Annotated in this window: 13 protein-coding genes and 1 tRNA gene; 1 reads left to right on the top strand and 13 read right to left on the bottom strand. The window is 58.9% G+C overall.

The annotated features are described in order from the left end of the window. Nucleotides 1-24: 24 nt before the first annotated feature. The 12 genes from ccoP to K5E80_RS02250 form a co-directional block, all read right to left on the bottom strand. Entirely contained in the window at nucleotides 25-993 is a 969-nt protein-coding gene (ccoP, locus tag K5E80_RS02305) for a cytochrome-c oxidase, cbb3-type subunit III (protein WP_220634635.1), read from the bottom strand. A 14-nt stretch (nucleotides 994-1007) separates the two neighbouring features. Then, on the bottom strand, nucleotides 1008-1178 hold the full coding sequence (locus tag K5E80_RS02300; protein ID WP_220634634.1) for a cbb3-type cytochrome oxidase subunit 3: 171 nt from the start codon (nucleotides 1176-1178) through the stop codon (nucleotides 1008-1010). A 3-nt stretch (nucleotides 1179-1181) separates the two neighbouring features. Then, nucleotides 1182-1796, bottom strand: coding sequence for a cytochrome-c oxidase, cbb3-type subunit II (gene ccoO / locus K5E80_RS02295; protein ID WP_220634633.1), 615 nt, complete (start codon nucleotides 1794-1796; stop codon nucleotides 1182-1184). Between the two features lie 18 nt (nucleotides 1797-1814). After that, nucleotides 1815-3245: a cytochrome-c oxidase, cbb3-type subunit I gene (gene ccoN / locus K5E80_RS02290; protein WP_220634632.1), complete on the bottom strand. Its 1431-nt coding sequence runs from the start codon at nucleotides 3243-3245 to the stop codon at nucleotides 1815-1817. Between the two features lie 278 nt (nucleotides 3246-3523). Beyond that, nucleotides 3524-3760 (bottom strand): cbb3-type cytochrome oxidase assembly protein CcoS, encoded by a 237-nt coding sequence (gene ccoS / locus K5E80_RS02285; protein WP_220634631.1) that lies wholly within the window; start codon nucleotides 3758-3760, stop codon nucleotides 3524-3526. A gap of 2 nt (nucleotides 3761-3762) precedes the next feature. Then, the gene (locus K5E80_RS02280) at nucleotides 3763-6201 is read right to left on the bottom strand and encodes a heavy metal translocating P-type ATPase (RefSeq protein WP_246590835.1); all 2439 of its coding nucleotides are present in this window, start codon (nucleotides 6199-6201) and stop codon (nucleotides 3763-3765) included. 74 nt (nucleotides 6202-6275) lie between these two features. After that, nucleotides 6276-11063 carry a pilus assembly protein gene (locus K5E80_RS02275; RefSeq protein WP_220634630.1) on the bottom strand — a complete coding sequence of 1596 codons (4788 nt, stop codon included), beginning with the start codon at nucleotides 11061-11063 and terminating at the stop codon, nucleotides 6276-6278. A gap of 56 nt (nucleotides 11064-11119) precedes the next feature. Continuing rightward, entirely contained in the window at nucleotides 11120-11656 is a 537-nt protein-coding gene (locus K5E80_RS02270; RefSeq protein ID WP_220634629.1) for a pilus assembly PilX family protein, read from the bottom strand. Beyond that, a complete protein-coding gene (locus K5E80_RS02265; protein ID WP_281420333.1) occupies nucleotides 11653-12852 on the bottom strand; it encodes a PilW family protein in 1200 nt (399 codons plus the stop codon). The genes K5E80_RS02270 and K5E80_RS02265 overlap by 4 nt, the downstream gene beginning before the upstream one ends. A 5-nt stretch (nucleotides 12853-12857) precedes the next feature. Then, entirely contained in the window at nucleotides 12858-13436 is a 579-nt protein-coding gene (gene pilV, locus K5E80_RS02260) for a type IV pilus modification protein PilV (protein WP_220634627.1), read from the bottom strand. Then, a complete protein-coding gene (locus tag K5E80_RS02255; protein WP_281420165.1) occupies nucleotides 13433-13966 on the bottom strand; it encodes a GspH/FimT family pseudopilin in 534 nt (177 codons plus the stop codon). The genes pilV and K5E80_RS02255 overlap by 4 nt, the downstream gene beginning before the upstream one ends. Before the next feature lie 6 nt (nucleotides 13967-13972). Beyond that, entirely contained in the window at nucleotides 13973-14431 is a 459-nt protein-coding gene (locus K5E80_RS02250; RefSeq protein ID WP_220634626.1) for a type IV pilin protein, read from the bottom strand. A gap of 215 nt (nucleotides 14432-14646) precedes the next feature. On the opposite strand from K5E80_RS02250, the gene K5E80_RS02245 reads away from it, so the two are divergent. Next, nucleotides 14647-14722 (top strand) — tRNA-Thr (locus K5E80_RS02245). 36 nt (nucleotides 14723-14758) lie between these two features. On the opposite strand, the gene acuI is transcribed toward K5E80_RS02245, so the two are convergent. Next, nucleotides 14759-15742: an acrylyl-CoA reductase (NADPH) gene (acuI, locus tag K5E80_RS02240; protein WP_220634625.1), complete on the bottom strand. Its 984-nt coding sequence runs from the start codon at nucleotides 15740-15742 to the stop codon at nucleotides 14759-14761. Nucleotides 15743-15789 lie beyond the last annotated feature (47 nt).

Below are 15789 nucleotides of genomic sequence, written 5' to 3'. Positions count from 1 at the left end.
TCCGAACCATGCGGATGAAGCTGTTTATTTGGCGGCGGTAGCGCTTGCTCCAGTCACGGCAGGTTCAACTGCTTGCGGCTTTTCTCCGCCGCCAAGTCCATACACATAGGCCGTCAGCAAGTGCACCTTGGCATCACCAAGAAATTCACCAAAAGCCGGCATCCGGTTCTGCCGTCCCTTGGTGATGGTTTCGATAATGGTGGCCTTGGAACTGCCGTAGAGCCAGATCTTGTCCGACAGATTGGGGGCGAGCCCGACATTGCCCTTGCCGCCGACCCCATGGCAGGGCTGGCAGCCCACCGCAAAGATTTCCCCACCGCGCTGGGCGCGAATCGAATCGGCAGCAAGGCCGGACAGGGAACGCACATAATTCGCTACATCCTCGATTTGCTCGCCATTCATGTCAGGCTTGAGGCCCTTGGGCGGCATCGCCGCGGTACGCCCCAGCGTGATGGTTTCCTTGATCTTGCCGGGCGTACCGCCCCACAGCCAGTCATTGTCGGTCAGGTTGGGAAAACCTTTTCCTCCCTTTGCATCGGAACCATGACACTGGATGCAATAAGTGAAGAACAGGTGCTGCCCCGCTTCGCGCGCGGCCTCATTTTGCGAGACGGTCACGATGTCCTGCTTGAGCAGGTCGCCATAGACCTTGTTGAATTGCGCATCGGCGACGGCCTTTTCCTGGTCGTACTGGCCGCGCATGGTCCATCCCCATGTACCCTGCCGCGTACCCAGTCCGGGGTAGAGCCACAAGTACACCAGCGCAAAGGCGACGGTCAGGTAAAACATCCAGCGCCACCAGTTCGGCAGGGGATTGTTGTATTCGGTCAGATCCTCATCCCATTGATGGCCGGTCGTCTTGCCTGCCGAGACCCTGGCCGAACCCTGCACCCAGAGGAATACCGCACAGGCCACGATGCCAACCAGAGAAATGACGGTGATGTAGATGCTCCATGCGCTACCGAAAAAATCACTCGTATTGTTAAAGTCCATGTCTGCTTCCTCGATTAGTCCTGGTTACAGCAGTTGCCGTTGAAGGGAGCTTCATCCTCCAGGACCATGCGGGCGGCTGCATCGAACTCCTTGCGGCGACGGCCCGACCATGCCCAGATCACGATGGCAATAAATGAAATGAAGGTCAGCACGGTAAATAGCGAACGAAAATCGTTGATGTCCATGAATCACCTCGCCTGTTTGAGGGCAGTTCCCATGCCCTGTAAGTAAGCAATCAGCACGTCAAGTTCGCTCTTCCCTTCGAGTGCCTTCTTGGCGCCGGCGATATCTTCATCGCTGTAGGGCACCCCCACCTTGCGCAACGCGGCCATCTTCAAGTCGATGGCACTTGCATCGACCGGACGTTCCAGCCAATAATAAGCCGGCATATTCGATTCCGGCACGACATCGCGCGGGTTAAGCAGGTGAATGCGATGCCACTGATCAGAGTAACGCCCGCCGACACGCGCCAGGTCGGGGCCGGTACGCTTCGAGCCCCACTGGAAGGGATGGTCATAGATAAACTCGCCGGCAACCGAATAATGGCCATAGCGTTCCGTCTCGGCACGGAAGGGGCGGATCATCTGCGAGTGACAGTTGTAGCAACCTTCGCGCAGGTAAATGTCACGTCCGGCAAGGCGCACCGCATCATAGGGTTTGACCAGTTCATTGACCGGCATCGTCATCGACTTCTGGAAGAACAGCGGGACAATCTCGACCAGGCCGCCAATGCTGACCACCAGAACTGCCAACACTATCAGCCAGCCGACATTGGTTTCAATCTTTTCGTGGGTAAAGGACATGACGTCAACTCCTGGGGTTCAAGCAGCATGGGCTGCTGGCAGTAGGACCGGTGCATTGACGGGCTTGCCGCCGGCGATAGTGCGCGCAACGTTGTAGCCCATCAGCAGCATCCCGGACAGGTATAGCACACCGCCCAGCAAACGCACCGCGTAGAACGGATAAGTGGCTTTCACCGACTGAATGAACGAATTCGCCAAGGTGCCGTCGACATTGGTTTCCCGCCACATCATGCCCTGCATCACGCCGGCAATCCACATCGAGGCGATGTAGAGCACGATACCGATGGTGGCGATCCAGAAATGCGCTTCGATCAGCTTGACCGAATGCATCTGCGTCTTGCCGAACAGGCGCGGGATCAGGTAGTAGATGGCACCGATGGAGATGAAGCCGACCCACCCCAGCGCCCCGGAATGGACGTGGCCGATGGTCCAGTCGGTGTAGTGCGACAGCGCATTCACCGTCTTGATCGACATCATCGGGCCTTCGAAGGTCGACATGCCGTAGAACGACAGCGAGGTGATCATGAACTTGAGGATCGGATCGGTACGCAGCTTGTGCCAGGCGCCCGACAGCGTCATGATGCCGTTGATCATGCCGCCCCACGAGGGTGCCAGCAGGATCAGCGAGAACACCATGCCGAGCGATTGCGTCCAGTCCGGCAGCGCCGTGTAGTGCAGGTGGTGCGGGCCGGCCCACATGTAGGTAAAAATCAGCGCCCAGAAATGCACCACCGAGAGGCGGTAGGAATAAATCGGGCGTTCGGCCTGCTTCGGCACGAAGTAGTACATGATGCCGAGGAAGCCGGCGGTGAGGAAGAAGCCCACGGCATTGTGGCCGTACCACCATTGCACCATCGCGTCCTGCACGCCGGCATAGGCCGAATATGACTTCATCGGCCACAAGGTGACGGGAATCTCGGCGCTATTGACGATATGCAGCAGCGCTACGGTCAGGATGTAGCCGCCGAAGAACCAGTTGGCGACATAGATGTGGGACACCTTGCGCTTCATGATGGTGCCGAAAAACACTACCGCGTATGACACCCAGACCGCGGCAATCAGCAGGTCGATCGGCCATTCCAGTTCGGCGTATTCCTTGCCGGAAGTGAAGCCGAGCGGCAGGGTCAGCGCCGCCAGGACAATGACCAGTTGCCAGCCCCAGAACGTGAATGCGGCAAGCTTCGGCGCAAACAACGGCGCATGGGAAGTTCGCTGCACGCAATAGTAGGAGGTGGCAAACAACGCGCAGCCACCGAAGGCAAAGATCACCGCATTGGTATGCAGGGGCCGCAGGCGGCCGTAACTCAGCCATTCGACGACGTTCAGTTCAGGCCACGCCAGTTGGGCGGCAATAATCACACCGACCAACATGCCCACGATGCCCCACACCACGGTCATCACAGAAAACTGGCGCACGACCTGATAGTTATAAGCCGCTTCCGATTGCATGTTGAATTACCCCATAAGAAAAAACCCGTTTGGTTTGAACGGGCATTAAAAAAAACATTACTCAGAAAACGAGCCGCATGGCCTCATGCGGCATTTTGACACAAGGCAGATGCAGGGCTCAAAAAGACATAGCCATGATTAGTAATGGCTAATTCACGCTTGGGATTCAATTGATGTGAAGAGCATTGTCGCGTAAATAAAAATGGGGTACGCCGCAAGGCGTACCCCAAAACCCCAACGGAGATACAGGTCAAACCTGCGAGACTCCGCAATCAATTCTAGGGGCAAGTTTTTTTCTTCAATTGATCCAGATCAAAGGCCCTATCTGTCAACCGTTCTTTCTCATCACAGGCTGTGGGCAATGTCACATTGATCGTATCGTCATCCATCAGGATGCGATAGGCAGGACCTTCGAGATCCTCAAATTGGCCGCTCTTTACCGACCACCAAAAAATAAGCGCGATCGCAAACACCAGCACAACGGACATCGGAATCAACAGATAAAGGATTTCCACGATTAACTCTTTTGCAGGCGCAGCGCATTCAAAACCACCAGCAGCGAACTGGCCGACATGCCAATCCCGGCCATCCACGGCGTCACCCAGCCCGCCATCGCCAGCGGTATCGCGGTGAGGTTATATACGAAGGCCCAGGCCAGATTCTGCCGCACGATGGCGAGTGTACGCCTGGCGATCCCGATGCCGTCTGCAATGGGCATGAGCGATTCGCCCATCAGTACCAGGTCGGATTGGGTGCGCGCCAGATCGGTGCCGCTGCCCATTGCGATCGAAACCTGTGCCTGGGCCAGCACTGGTGCATCGTTGACACCGTCGCCCACCATGGCAACGATGGCGCCCCGAGTCTGCGCGGCCCTGATATGTTCGCGCTTGGCTTCAGGCGCGAGACGACATGTGACATGTTCGATGGCAAGTTCGTTCGCCACATGCTGCGCCGCCTCGCCCGAATCGCCGCTGAGGATACCGAGTTGCAACTGCAGCGCATGCAGTTCGCGCACCATGGCGGCTGCATCCGCGCGCACACTATCGGCGAGACGGAAGAAACCCAGCCAGCCCTGCGCATCCGCCATCGCGACGACCGTTGCGCCTTCCGCCTGCCATTCAACAACACCCTGCGGCACTGGATATGCATGCAAGGCTGCCGCGAATTCCGGCTTACCCAGCCGGACAAGGATGCCATCAACCCAGGCTTCAATGCCACCGCCTGTATGGGTACGTAATTGTTCCACCTTGTGCGGAAAGGTTGTGCTTCCCTGCCCCAGCGCATGCGCAATCGGATGCGTGGAACCACGCTCCAGCGCGGCAGCCATGATGCGCAATGAACCCTTGCTTAAGTCGCGGCATGGCAGCACCTCCACGAGTTGCAACTGACCGCGCGTCAAGGTGCCAGTTTTATCGAACATGATGTGCGTCGCCTTCGCCAGCGTTTCGATGGCATGACCATGGGCCACCAGCAAACCGCGCCGCGACAGCACCCCGCTGGCAACCGTCAGCGCCGCCGGCATCGCCAGCGACAGCGCGCAGGGGCAACTCACCACCAGCACGGAAACGAACACCCACAGCGCACGAGACGGATCGATGAAATACCAAACTGCGGCAGTCACTGCCGCCAGCACCAGCAAGGCAGACACAAAACGCGCCGCGACACGATCTGCCACGCGCACCAGCCGCGGCTTTTCCATGGCCGCCTGATCCATCAGGCGCCGGATCGCGGCCAGGCGTGTCTGTTCGCCGACACGCGTGACCCGCAACGTCAGCGGGCTGTCGATATTCACGCTGCCGCCAATGACTTTATCATCCACTCGCTTGGCTACCGGACGGCTCTCGCCGGTCAGCAGCGACTCGTCGGCGTGGCTCTCGCCCTCGATCACCGCGCCATCCGCCGGAATGGCATTCCCCGGCCGCACCAGCACGACATCGCCACAGCGCAAATCGGCAGCCACGATGGTTTCGCTATCGTGTGCGGGATAGCGGAGCAGACGTTCCGCGACTGCCGGCACAGCCCGCGCCAGCGACTCGACATTACGTACCGCCTGTTGCCGCGCCATCATTTCCAGATAGCGCCCGCCCAGCAACAGAAAAATGAACATGGTGACCGAATCGAAATACACTTCGCCAGCACCCGCAACCGTTGCCCACGAACTGGCCATAAATGCGGAACCAACCCCCAGCGCCACTGGCACGTCCATGCCGACGCGCAGCAGACGGATGTCGTGCCAGGCATTCACAAAAAACGGCGCGGAAGAATAGAACATCACCGGCAGCGTCAGCGCGAAGCTGGCCCAGCGCATGAGCTGGGCAATGTCCGCCGTCATGCTGCCCTCGGTCGCAATATAGGCGGGAAGCGCGTACATCATCACCTGCATCATGCCGAAGCCAGCCACGAACAGGCGCCACAAGGCGCTGCGGCGCTCCTTTCGCGCCAGTTGCTCCAGCTTGTTCGCATCGTAGGGATGGGCGCGATAGCCGATGGCGGCGACAGCCGCAAGAATCTGCGAAAGGTGAATCCTGCGTTCGTCCCAACGCACCCGTGCACGTCGCGTCGCGTAGTTGATATCCACCGCCGTCACTCCCGGCTGGCGGGCGAGGTGCGACTCGTTCAACCAGACGCAGGCGGCGCAGGTAATGCCTTCGAGAATCAGCGCCGCCTCGCGTTCATGCTCGCCGGCGGGACGCACGAAGCTCTTCTGCACCTCGGGATGGTCATACAGGGCCAGGTCGCGCGCCAGCGCGGGCATGGCCTCGCGCGGGCTCTCCGGCAGCGCGTCGCGATGGCAGTAGTAGTCGGCGAGGCCGTTGCCGATAATCGCCCGCGCCACAGCGACGCAGCCGTTGCAGCACATGGGCTGTGCCGCGCCAGCGATATCTACGTGCAAATCGAGGCCTGCCGGAATCGGCAGACCGCAGTGGTAACAGTTAGGGGAATATTGGTCGAACAAGCGGCGAAAATATCAGCGAATCCCGTCCTTGCCAAGATGATCGCAACTTCCTGATCGCAACTTCCGCCTGTCCGTTATTTGCCTTCTACATACCAATAAGTGCGCGTCCTGCTGGTCGAGACATCAATCGGGGGCTTTGCCCCTCCTTCGGCAGATTTGCAATCCGCTCCAGCACAAGGCGGAGCCTCCGGATTCCCCATTTTTTCTCCACCCGGCGTCACTTGGCCCTGTCCAGTACCGATCGCAAATGGCACATTTTCCATTACGGTCGTTGTAGTGCCATCGGCGCCGACAATCGTCCTCTCTATCTGCACAACACCGGCAACCGGCGAAGGCGGAAGCCCCCCACCATCAAATACCGTGTAGCCATACTGCGCCGTAAAGGGATTGAGGCGATAGCCACGGGCCTCGCCCAGATTGGAAGTGCACTTTGAAGGATCGACCGGAGTGGGCTGGTTGGTGCCGAAATACACGGACCCGGCCACCACCAGCGGTGCATTCACCCCCTTCTCACCCGGCGCGAGCGTAATCGAATAGCCCGGACTCTGCCCGGCATAAGCAACCCATGTCGTCGTCGTGGTACACGGCGCCTTCACCGTCGTCGAGGAACAATCGGTCTGGTCGGTCAGTTGATTGGGTCGAATCAGCGCCTGTGCCGGGCTCGCGAGAACATCGCTGCCAGTATGCTGGTCCTGAAGCATGAACACGCGGTTGTTGCGCTGTGTAGAAGTGGAACCAACCAGGGGATGCTCGCGGTCGCCGGTCACCACAAAGACGGCATCATAACCGGAGGCGCTGATCACCTCTGGCGGGAAGAAGATCTTTCGCGGCGTGGTGCTGGTCGGCAGAGGGCAATCCGAGCTGTAGCATCCCAGGGAAGCGATACGATTTATCTGCCACGTATCGGCCAGCGATGAAATCAATGAGGGTTCAAGATCGACGCGCCAGAGATTGCCGCCAAGGTCGCCCACATAAAGGCGATCGATATAGCCATCGCTGTTCTTGTCTATGAGGGTGACATCGGACGGCATCGCATAGAGCAGTTTTGGATTCGTGCACGCTACGCTGCCGGTGGTCGTTGTGACCGGGTCGACGCCAGAGGTACAGCCCGCCGAGGCACCATAGGTGGCGCTCCACACCAGGCTGCCCGTCAAGGCATCGAGTATAAAGATACCGCGTCCCATCGTGTCAGCCACAGACGGCGGCTCGCTGTCTTCGTTCGTATCGTAGCCGGCGCCGAAGATCAGTACCGGGCTGGCCCTCCCCTTGACCCGGGCCACTTTTGGCAAAGACCAGGTCTGCCCCAGTTCCGCCATCCCCAACGACGAACTATCCACCCTCCAGAGGACCTGCGGCTGAGCCGGATCGGTGACATCGAGCGCGTAAATCAGGCTGCCGCCCCGCCGCATCGTCAGGTACAGCACCGCCTTCTGGACCACTCCGGCGCTGTCGGTGAGTTGATATACCCCGGTTGCACCGTCGATGAAATAATCCTTCTTCTGCGGAGCCGGCGTGATGCCCACAGGTGTCGTTGGCAGCAAAAGGTCAGGGTCATTAATGCGCTGGCGACTCAATTTCGAGAATACTTCAGGTGGGACGAAGCCCCATATTTCACCGCCCGGAGTTCCCCACGAGGCTGGCGTACCGGCGAAGTTGTGCTTGTTCCCGTTGACGGCGTGAAAGACGCCTCCATTGTCCCCATAGAACACCACCACTCCCTTGGTATCGCCATAATTCAACACCATCGGGCGCGAATGCAGGACATCGCCATGCACGGAAGGCCGCATGGTGACGTCGCCTCCCGGTCCGGTTTCATCGCCGAAATTATCCTGCCCGCGCACCCAGTTGATGAGCGGGGTGGGATTGGGTGCGGCGCCGCTATAGGCCAAAATACTGGCGCCCAAGGCCGGGCTCGTGGGCGTCAAGGTCACCGGCCCGAAGGTCGCCGTGGTACAGGTGCCGGAGCAGGCAATGGTCCATGTCCCGGCGTAAGCTGCTTCATTCGGGTAGCTGCCCACCGTTGAAATATCGACCAGATTTCCGCTGGCGAACTTGTTGGCGGTGAGTCCGGTCATCGTGGCCGTGGCGCCGCTGCGAGTGATCGCTCCCGCCGCAATGGTGTCGGGACTGCCGCCGAATGCCGCGGTAATCGGCTGGGTACTGTCTATCCTCGTGGCCGACAGCGCAGGGCTTACCGGCACCGAAAAGGTAAAACTGGCGCATGTGCCGCTGCAAGCGATCGTGAAGGTGCCTTCATAAGCGGACTCATTGGTATTAGTGCCGGCAGACTTGGCAATCTGAACCTGGGCGCCGTTGTAAAAGATGCTCGCCGTGATGCCGGTCGCGGTCGCCATCGTTGTGGCCGCGTTGCTGGCGCGAGAAATGTTGCCCGGCGCGATCGTCAGCGTTTGGCTTTGCCCCGTCACGATGGCCCCCGCCGAACTGAAACCTGATCCGTTTGCGCTGCCGATATTAATCTGGAATGTCGTCGCTCCTGGTGCCGGAGTAGCGACGACCGTAAATGTCTTGTCATACAATGCATTTCCGGTACCGCTTATGGTCACCGTCTGCCCGCCCGCAAGCCCATGGTTGTTCGCTGTGGTAACGGTACTCTTGCCACTTCCTTTCGCAATCGAGGTAATGGCCAACCCGGTCGAAGGCCTGAAAACGGTATAGGTATTTGCCGACGTGACGGACGGCGTCAGAGTTACCGGATAGGTGAAGCTCGTTGCCGTGGGCGCGGGGGATGCGTTGATAACGACCAGGCCGCCATAGGGTGGCGACGCGTTCGAGATGGTGACGCCATTGCCTGCGACGAAGGGATGTACGCTGCTGGTGGTTGCCGTCGCTGTTTCCGAGTTCGTTGCCGTGCTGCCCCCCGGTCGCGTGATGGAGCTAACGTTGTAGGCCGTACTTGTGTTGTGCAAGCCAACGATATAGGCGGCCGCCGACGGTGTGGTCGGATAGTCAGGCAGTCCCGTGATGGTGAATGTATTGGCCGTGACGGCGCTCGGAGTCTGAGTTACGTTGTATGCACTGTCATCAGCGCCGCTGATGGAGATCAAATTGCCCGTAGTGAAGCCATGATTGCCGGCCGTTGTCACGACGGCTGTGGTTCCGGTGCGGACAATTGAAGACACTTTGTAGCGGGTGAAGGATCCGAACATGGAATCCGTCATGTCCGGATTGGACGGCGAAAATACATTCGCATTATTGGCCAAGTCCGCGATGCAACTCGATCCAGCGGCACAGTAGGTGTACAGCTTGCGGGGATTGGTCGAGGTCCCCGCGGTGGCCGTGTAGTCGGCGGTGAGATTGTGCAATCGAATCTGCTGCGCTGCGCCCCCCTTCTCGACATATTCGCCGTCCGGCAGGTCGTAAAAGACGCCGGCACTTTGTGCAAAGGCGGGGAAGTTTTGCCAGAACCCGCCACTCGGGTCATTGTCGCTCGGACACGCCAGCAAGGCCCTTTCGGCTGCGGTCAAACTGCTCAGATACGCGTTCGAGGCATTCGAGCAGGTCCAGAAGCTGGTGGCGTTGGGAGACAGGAATCCGGTTCCGCTTGAAGACAGCGCACCCAAACCGAGCGCATCGCCAAGCGCAAGCGAACCGTCCGCATTCACGATAAAAGAATACTGTTTGAGATTGCCCAGCCAGCGCGGGTTCGCCTCTGGGTCTGGGCGGAACATGCCCATATAGATCTGGTTCAGATACGTGCCCTGGGCATTCACGCTTACCGGCAGGCTCGATGAGGCGAAGACGCTATTGACGGCCTGCACTTCGTTGAGAATCTTCAGGATGGCATTCTTGATGTCGTTAGCGTTTCCACTGGATTGAAAGTACTTGCCGCCTCCGTATTCGGCCATGTTCTTCAGCAGCGCCGAATAAAGTGGTTTGCAGGAAGCCTGATCGATGACGCCAATCGCATAGGTAATGATGTGCTGAACGCCATCGCGATCCGAGGATGCGTCCTTCTGATACATCAGGCGCGTCCACTCGTCCGCCCAGTTCGATGACCAGTCGCTGGAGCTCGTGCTTGCCGCAATGCTCGACACGCCGCAGGTGGCGGTATCGAAATATACGGTATTACTCAGCTTGATTTTCTGTGCGGTCGTCGCGCCGGCTTGGGCCGAATTCAGGCCCGTGGTCGAATTCGAGGGGTCAGCGGCGCCTGATCCATCACCGGGCGTCCCCGAGCTATTGAACGCATTGCCAATGAAGATCATGAAGTTCTTCTGGCATCCTCCTCCAATAATGTCTGTGGCGTAATTCGTGCCGGAGATGCCGACCTTGCCGTCGTAGTATGCCCAGGCCTCCTGCACAGCCGCCCCGGTGGCTTCAGCATTGGTCTTGATGACGAAATTCGTCGCATTCGTTGTGCCACTGCTTTGCCACGACTTTATAAAGCTGACGAATCTGGCTTTCCCCGCCGCATCCATCAGGGTAAACGGCATGAGCAGGCAACCTCCGTTACCATTGTTGCCCGACGCGCTGGCGCCACCCGAGCAGGTGGCGGCGACCCCCGCTGCGGCGCCGCTGCCGATATTGTTGGCGTTGTAGGACATCAGGCCGATATTGACCGTGCCCGCATCGGGAAGCGCATTGATGGTATCGACCAGCGCGCACTGCTCGATGCCGCCCGCCGTTCCATTCAGCGTCGGCGCGCTTCCATCCGCGTAGGTACAGTTTGCAGCATTTGCCGAAAAATTCGCCGCGCTGTCGATCACGATCAGCAAATTCGGGGCCGCGCCCGCCGTGGAATTGCCGCCGTAAATATCCGTGTCATCGGCCGCTGCCTGCCAGGACAAGCTCACCAGGACGAGTAAAGCCCAGAACCTGAGAAAAAGTCGCATCGCGTTCATGTCAATCTCCAAGTGCTTCTGATCGGGCAACGCAGTGCGCGCCGCCAATCCGCCAATCAGGGGCAAGCCGTTCCAATCACGGTACGCATCGAAACCCCCTGGCGCGTCGTCACCGCCGCACCAGTCACGACGTCATTCACCTGGGCTCGAACTTCCCATTTCTGCTGGTTGCACCAGGCCTGGCCAGTCGCGGCGGGCGCACCCGTCGTCATCAGGCCCGTATTGGCTGACGTGCTGCTGCTGATACAGGGTTGGTCAGCCGTGTTCACCGGGTCGAGGTCTGAATTTTGCAAAGGCTTGGTGCTGATACACGTCGGAGCCGGGACGGTGACCGCATAGTCGGTTGTGCCGTCCTTGTTGATATCCACGTTGACGGTCTGTGCGGCGGGGGCTACGGTGAAATTGGTGCTAATTGCCTGTTCGGTAGCTTGCTGTGCGGCGGAGACCGCCTCCTGTCCGGACTGCATATTTCCGGCTACGCGGAGGTTCGAGTTGCTCACCCGTATCGCGGAAATCACCAACAAGGTAAGGATGACCAGCATGATCAGCGCCATCACGAGAACAAAACCTTTCTGGCGAATGCCCTGATTCATGGCTGCTCCCTCCGTGCGCTGACATTCTCGACACGGGTCAGTTCGGAATAGACATGGCGGGGATAACTCTGGCAGCTGGCAATCTGCGCAGCCGTGTTGGCAGCGCCGGTAAAGGGATCGTTAGCGCACGGATTGATGACACCCGCCCCGCCCAGTGTGTAGGCTTTGGTGTCCGCATATCCCGTAGTGGATTCGGTGTTGCGCGCAAGAATATTGAGGCGCACCGCAACCACATCCTCCCACTGCGTCACCGATGGCGTGTTGGTATAGCTCACGGGGGCCGTAGTATGGGTGTATGTGGGCCCGGCATTCACGATTTGCCCGATCCCGTAATCCACCTGCATATCCTCGATCCCTTCCACCAGAGGAACGACCGACTGCGTACCGTTAATGAACTCGACCATCTTGAGTGTCGGAATAGGCTTGCCATTGTCAGCCGTCGCCGTACAGGTGGTTTGACCGCTGGCGTAGTTGTTGCAGTTGCTGACGAAGTAGATTCGCACGACATAGGGACGCAAGTCGGCTTTGGTGGCACAGTCTTTCTTGGTCAGCGTGAATGGGTCGCTTCCTGCCGGCTTCACTGCCATCACAAAGGGAGTTTCCGCTGAATCAGTCGCGCACTGCGACACCTGCAGATAGGCGGTACCAGTTACCGCAGTTGCGGCTGCCACGGTCGATGTTGCCACCCGGCGCACGACCAGAACCGCGGTGTCGGGCTTGCGGTCCGCAGTCGGAATACATGGCGCCGAGGCAGCAAGGCTGGCATTGGTTGTGGCTCCCGCGTAACCCAAAATCGCCACGGGCAAGGTCGGCATCGAAGCCGCAGCCCAACCCAGATTTGTCGGCGCCGTTGCGCTTGGAGAGGCGCAGGTTCCAAGTGGTGGGCTCGCTGAACCATCGACGACATACGTCGTTGCATTGGGAGGTGTGGTTATTCGAAATGGCGGCGAATATTCCCCCCAAAACCCGGCAAGCTGAATATCGTCGTGCAATAGTTGCATGGCGTAGCGGCCGTTCTCGATCTGCCGGCTTGATTTGGCGAGTTCGACACGCGCAGCATTCTGCCTCACTATCAGGATGGAAATTCCCGTCATGAGGATCAAACCGATTGTCATGGCGATCAAGACTTCGACTAACGACATCCCTGCCTGAGAAAGTCGGGAGCTAGGCGCCAGGCCGGCGACGGATGGCTGCATGGCCGTCATAGAAGGGTCGCCATTTCAATGGTGAGGCTTACTACTCGCCGTTGCGCTTCATTGCTGTAAAGATTGGCAGCGCATGGCAAGCTTGCCGGCGGCGTGGTTGTCAACCCGACGCCCTGCCAGGCAACGCTGACCATGTATGTATTGGTTGCGGCATCGAAACTGACACAGCCTCGCCCACCGATCATGGCTCCGGTATTGGTTCCGCCAGCCGATTCCCCTGCACCAGCCAGCAGGTTGCTCCACGCGTTCATGTCCTGCACGGCCATCGCCCGTTCTTGAGCGGTTCCCACAGTGGTGCACGCGGATGCTGCGACCGTACCCGCTCCAGTGCCGAGGTAAGCGGGTGTCATGCCTGTAGTCACATAGCAGGAGGCGACCTTGCGATTCGCATTCATACGCGAAACCATATCCCTGACAATGACATTCGCCTGAACACGCTGATAGGATTCCATTTCTGCGCGTTGGCTTTGGGCCATCAGCCCAGCCACTCCCAGCAGTCCGATCATGAGAATCACCATGGTGACCAGCATCTCAATCATGCTGACCCCCTGTTGATGGCAAATTTCTATCTTCATGGGCACACCGTCGCCGCACTTCTCGGCTGGCCACTCAAGTCGATGCTGATGCAGCGCTTGATACCCGTCTCAGTACCACCGAGATCAATTGTCGGCGACGGCGTTATGGCCAGTCGTCCGTTTCCGGTGTAAATAACCCCACCCGTCGGCCACTGCACTCCCGCTGCCGGACAACCCGGCCCAGTTTTGCATGCCAGCGTTACGCCGTTGAAAGCTTCGCGCCGAAGAATGACCGTCCCGCTGGCAATATTAGGCGCTGCGACCGACCATCCCCCTGCACCGAGTTCGAGAGCAACAGCGTTGTTCCGCTTGATGGCTTCGCTCCGCGTCAAAGTCAACATCGCCATCAGGTCGAACGTGGCTGTCCTCACCCTGCTCGCGGCAACAAAGTCTCGATATGAAGGAAGTGCAATGCCCAACGCGATGCCCAAGACAGCAATGGCTATCATGAGCTCAATCAGGGTAAACCCCCGTATGCTTGCCGCAGTCGCGCATACCCTTGACCTTGATCTAGTGCCGCGAGTTCTCATGATGACTCACCAGCAACCAGAAACTGTCCCGGTACCCGTTATCGCTTTTGTGCCTGTCTGATCGATGCTGATGCTCCCGCATTGCGTGTCCGCCGCCGCCTGTCCACCCACAGGGGCGGCTGTCACCACGAAGGTTGGTGCCGCAGCGGCGGGATTCGTCGCAACGATGCTCACGTTGTAGTAGGAAGAAACGTCACCAGGCACCGCGACGTTCAATCCAGGATTTGTTGCGTCGGTCGGCGTATTAGGAAAGGCCGCGTTGTTCGCTACCGATACATAACTCCGCAAGTCCAACAGTACTTGAGCCTCCAGATTGGACAGCGTCATGACAAAGCTTGCCGCGGCGGCGCGGCGCGACTTGGTTATGTAATTGTTGTAACTAGGTATCGCGATCGCAGCCAGGATGCCAATGATGGCAACGACTACCATCAATTCGAGCAGCGAGAAGCCTTTTTCTTTTTGCATGTCAGTTTCCCCGATAACGCGTCCGCAAGCCGGATGCGGTTTGAACAGTTTCCTTTGCGATCGTTTGATTGATAACAAAATTCCTGCAAAGAACATAGCACACCATGACAAACGGCAGATTTCTCCAGACAAGCGGCAGCCGGGCCTCACTTGGAGCATTTCCCGGTCGTTCCAGATTGCCTCGAAAACCGTCGGCGGCTATAATTCGCCGCCTTGCTGTTGTAGCTCAGTTGGTAGAGCAACTGATTCGTAATCAGTAGGTCGCCAGTTCGATTCCGGCCAACAGCACCAAACAAAAAAGGGTTGCGTGAAGCAACCCTTTTTACATCAGCGATTGACGTCGACCACGGTACGGCCGCGTACCTTGCCGTCCAGCACAGAGGGCGCGTACGCGATCACTTGCGAGAGGCCGATTTCGATCGTCATTCGTTCCAGCTTGTCACGGTCGACATGCTGTGCGATCAGCGCCCACGCCTTGGCGCGCACATCGTTGGGAACGAAGATGCTGTTGATGCCATAGAGCGTCACGCCGCGCAGGATGAAGGGCATCACGGTCGCTGGGAAATCCGCGCCCTGGGCCAGGCCGCAGGCGGCCACCGCACCGTTCCATCGAGTTTGCGCGCAGGCATTGGCCAGGGTATGGCTGCCTACCGTATCGATCACCCCAGCCCAGCGTTCGTTTTGCAGCGGCTTGCCTGGCGAGGATAGCTCGGCCCGATCGACGATTTTCGTCGCGCCGAGGAAATTGAGGTAGCCGGCCTCCTGCGGGCGGCCCGTCGAAGCGGTCACTTCATAACCCAGGCCGGCCAGCAGCGCGACCGCGATGGAGCCCACACCACCTGCAGCACCGGTGACCAGCACTTCTCCATCGCCCGGTTTGATGCCATGCTTTTGCAGGGTCATGACGCTGAGCGCCGCCGTGAATCCGGCGGTGGCGATGACCATCGCATCACGCGTCGAAATACCTTCCGGCAAGGCCAGCAGCCAGCCTGAAGCGAGCCGGGCCTTTTGCGCCAGCCCGCCCCAATGCTGCTCGCCCATTCCCCAGCCGGTAACCACAACGCGGTCACCCGCTTTCCACGCCGGATCGCGGCTCGTCTCGACAACGCCGGCGAGATCGATACCCGGCACCATCGGCCAATTGCGCACGATCGCAGCGCGGCCGGTTATGGCAAGAGCATCCTTGAAATTGATCGTCGAATAATCGACGCGCACATCGACGTCGCCATCAGGCAGTTCCGACTCGTCGAGTTGTCTCAACTCGGCGCGAGCAGCCCTGCCTTCCTGTGTCAGATAAATGGCGTTGAGCATGTTGCTGCTATCCCATCGCGGCAAGGCTGTCTCGCCGCGAAGGGGCA

Origin of the sequence: Georgfuchsia toluolica (assembly GCF_907163265.1) — a bacterium.
Classification (GTDB): Bacteria; Pseudomonadota; Gammaproteobacteria; order Burkholderiales; family Rhodocyclaceae; genus Georgfuchsia; species Georgfuchsia toluolica.
This window is presented reverse-complemented; position numbering and strand designations above follow the sequence as displayed.

Bases quoted from the DNA above. Each gene is read 5' to 3' on its own strand.
- ccoP (WP_220634635.1), bottom strand. From the start codon at position 993: ATGGACTTTAACAATACGAGTGATTTTTTCGGTAGCGCATGGAGCATC.
- K5E80_RS02300 (WP_220634634.1), bottom strand. From the start codon at position 1,178: ATGGACATCAACGATTTTCGTTCGCTATTTACCGTGCTGACCTTCATT.
- ccoO (WP_220634633.1), bottom strand. From the start codon at position 1,796: ATGTCCTTTACCCACGAAAAGATTGAAACCAATGTCGGCTGGCTGATA.
- ccoN (WP_220634632.1), bottom strand. From the start codon at position 3,245: ATGCAATCGGAAGCGGCTTATAACTATCAGGTCGTGCGCCAGTTTTCT.
- K5E80_RS02275 (WP_220634630.1), bottom strand. From the start codon at position 11,063: ATGAACGCGATGCGACTTTTTCTCAGGTTCTGGGCTTTACTCGTCCTG.
- K5E80_RS02270 (WP_220634629.1), bottom strand. From the start codon at position 11,656: ATGAATCAGGGCATTCGCCAGAAAGGTTTTGTTCTCGTGATGGCGCTG.
- K5E80_RS02265 (WP_281420333.1), bottom strand. From the start codon at position 12,852: ATGCAGCCATCCGTCGCCGGCCTGGCGCCTAGCTCCCGACTTTCTCAG.
- pilV (WP_220634627.1), bottom strand. From the start codon at position 13,436: ATGAAGATAGAAATTTGCCATCAACAGGGGGTCAGCATGATTGAGATG.
- K5E80_RS02255 (WP_281420165.1), bottom strand. From the start codon at position 13,966: ATGAGAACTCGCGGCACTAGATCAAGGTCAAGGGTATGCGCGACTGCG.
- K5E80_RS02250 (WP_220634626.1), bottom strand. From the start codon at position 14,431: ATGCAAAAAGAAAAAGGCTTCTCGCTGCTCGAATTGATGGTAGTCGTT.
- acuI (WP_220634625.1), bottom strand. From the start codon at position 15,742: ATGCTCAACGCCATTTATCTGACACAGGAAGGCAGGGCTGCTCGCGCC.